Annotated in this window: 2 protein-coding genes; both read right to left on the bottom strand. The window is 52.7% G+C overall.

Annotation, left to right across the window (positions count from 1 at the left end):
• Nucleotides 1–461: 461 nt before the first annotated feature.
• Complete coding sequence (locus VLA77_00050) at nucleotides 462–788, bottom strand: DnaB-like helicase C-terminal domain-containing protein (protein ID HSE28971.1); 327 nt, start codon at nucleotides 786–788, stop codon at nucleotides 462–464.
• On the bottom strand, nucleotides 788–2,110 hold the full coding sequence (locus VLA77_00045; GenBank protein ID HSE28970.1) for a transposase: 1,323 nt from the start codon (nucleotides 2,108–2,110) through the stop codon (nucleotides 788–790). Before VLA77_00045 ends, VLA77_00050 begins: the two co-directional genes overlap by 1 nt.
• Nucleotides 2,111–2,880 lie beyond the last annotated feature (770 nt).

Here is a 2,880-nt window from a genome sequence, read left to right as displayed (position 1 = left end):
CTGCTGCAGGTAGGCAGCGCCGCGGCTTCCTAGCAGGGCGGCCTGGAACGCGGCGAGCTGGTGCACGAGGTCCGGCTGCCCTGGAGCAGCCGCATGGGGTGCGCGGGGATCAACGGAGCGTGGCCTGACAGATGCTGCTGGCGGCCTGGAACGCGGCGGTGGTGACGGGCGACGGTATGTGAAGCGCTGCCGGCCGCCTGGAGACCTCCCGAAGACCTCCTGGCGCTGCTGCTCCTCGCGCCACTGCGCCCGCGCTGTTTCCATATAGCCCCAGGCCCCACAGGCAAAACACACGAAGCGGCCACTGTGTACCTGTACGCGCAAGCTGCGCTGACGGTCGGAGCCGTGAAAGGGGCACAGGGCTCGCAGGACATGGCCACCTTCACCAACAATCGGGCGGCAGGCGGCGAGGTCAGACTCGGACAGCGTGAGGTTGTCACGGGGTGTGTCGCTGGACATACTCATGGCTTTGCCTCCTCGCGCAGGGTTCCCAGATCAGGGCGGAAGATTAACCCGACTCTCCCGGTATCGCCATGCCGGTTTTTGGCCACGGTTAGCTCGACCGCGCGCGCCGGTGGGGTAGCCAGGGGCTCCTGGGCTTCCGTCAGGAACAGCACCACATCGGCCGCATACTCCAGGTCACCGCTTTCCTTGAGTGAATCGAGTGCTGCGCTCCCTTTGCCGTTCCCATAGTTGCCGGCGCTGCGGTTTTGCGACGCCAGCGCGAGCACCGGGCTGCGCAGCCCCAGAGCGAGCTCGCGCAGCAGGCCACCTATTATTCCGGACATCAAAGAATGTAATCTAAATCGGTCTCATCAACTCCTATGCCCTCATCTAACTCATCGTCTAGTACTAAATCTGTTTCCCAATATTTTTCTTCAAATTGCCTCACATGCCTGAAAGCTTCAGAACAGTATTGCGAATCAATCTTGTTGCTAAATGCCTCTTGCAAGCGCATACGTTGATCTTGGAAGCTTGTCTGATTCGAAAAGAGGCGGGCACATTCCCCTTTCACCGTGTTCCATACTAACTCAATAGGGTTGAGTTCTGGATGATGCACTGGCAAAAACAACACACGATGTCCCTTATTTTCAGCAAAAATTTCCACCATCGTTTTTTTATCTCTTTTGGCTTCAACTTCTTCAATCAGTCTCGGTTTCAGCCAGTTTTCTTCCCAGGCAAATCCATGCTGAGTCAACCACTCTTGCAGTTCAATTTTCCTCATCTGTTGAGGAATGATGGCATCTTTCCCAACCATATGGTAGGGGCAACGATCCAACACAATCAAACAGCGCTTTGGAAGATGTGGTAACAACTGCTCCTGGAACCATTTCTGGAAAACCTGGTGATCGAACTGTTGATGATAATCTCCTTTTGATTTTTTTGCCTCGAAAATCAGTAACGTGTCTTCCAGCAAGCCTTCTTCCATGATGGCATGAATGAAGCACCAACGCCTACCTTTACCGGTAGAGCGTTCCATAAAATCGCCATCTGAAAACCATGAAAATTGGGCACCATAATGATGATGGAGGAAACTTTCATCCAAATACACGAGACGATATTGTTCATCAGAGGGTAACCTTTGGTTTTTTCTGATCTCATAAAGATAGTCATGTCTTTGTTGACGAACTCGGCTGCTTTCTCGTAAAGATCGTGTCTGCTTTTTGGTTTGAGACCAAATAAAGCCCATGCGAGCAAGATGGCGTCGCATTGTTCGATCCTGAATGTCCAATGCAAATTCATCTTTAAGCAACGCTACAATATGCTTCGCGTTACAGATCGTCCCTTCACGATGACGCTCAAAAACAAATTCCCGAATTCTTGCTTCAGTTGAAATAGGTATCGCTGTCATCTGGTGACGATTACCAGGCACCTTCGCCTGAGGTACACGCCCACTTTCTCTCACTGATTTGACAATGTGGGCTACAGTCGTTCTTGCTACTCCCGTGTAAGAACTCGTTACCGAGTAAGGATCTTCAACGAGAATGACGGACCCATCTAATTTGTTACGTTCAAAAGACTCAAATGCATGGTAGACCATCCATTTTTCTTCATACGTCAAAGGACGACCCCGTTTGCGAGGGGAGGCTACTGATTTCCAGTGGGGCATAGCCGAATCCCGAACTAGTCATCAACATTCGACAAACTTGAGGTCTATCGATGGATGATTACCCAACGATTAAATACAGCATTTAACATACTGAATTGTATAGGGTTATTTTTATGAGAGTCGATTCTGATTATACAGATGTCAGCTGAAAATTTCCACTTAAATGATTATGTTCTTTGGTGTCCGGAATAATAATTCGCTGTAAAGTCGGCGCTCGTATGGAGACCTATCGCCAATCTGTAGCGTGGATCGTCCCATGCGTCCGTTTTCATGGCGCGCCAGGAAGCGTCTCGTGGTGCCTCTCAGGTCTGGGGTTGCCGCACAGCACGATGTACCCGCTCCGAGAGAGGCGGTATACTTGCTACGACACGGCCGCTGCAGGGCATGGTATGGCTGGCAGCACCTGATGCAGGCAGAAAGAGGCAGGTGACAGGACATGGCAAAAAACTGAGCCACAAACACGCGCATGCCATTGCGGCCTTACTTGTGCTCCGAGTGTCACGGCGGCTGCGCACCAGGTAGGGGTGGAACATGAACGCGCTACTCTGCTGGCTCAAAGAGGCGACGTTTCAGACGGCCTGCCGCGAGCGCCCTGCCGTCGTGCAGCAGGCGATCACCTAAGTGCAACAGGCGACCAGGGGAATCGGTCAAGATCTCACGGCGGGTCATGCGAGACGCAGACACCCCGGCCCGTACCAGGGTGAGTGCCGCGAAGAGCATCCTTGACACGGCCGTCAAAGCGGTCGAACTCGAAGACCTGGAAACCTGTA

The organism is Candidatus Saccharimonadales bacterium (assembly GCA_035457485.1).
Taxonomy (GTDB): Bacteria; Patescibacteriota; Saccharimonadia; order Saccharimonadales; family EFPC-124; genus DATIBO01.
This window is presented reverse-complemented; position numbering and strand designations above follow the sequence as displayed.

Bases quoted from the DNA above. Each gene is read 5' to 3' on its own strand.
- VLA77_00050 (HSE28971.1), bottom strand. From the start codon at position 788: ATGTCCGGAATAATAGGTGGCCTGCTGCGCGAGCTCGCTCTGGGGCTG.
- VLA77_00045 (HSE28970.1), bottom strand. From the start codon at position 2,110: ATGCCCCACTGGAAATCAGTAGCCTCCCCTCGCAAACGGGGTCGTCCT.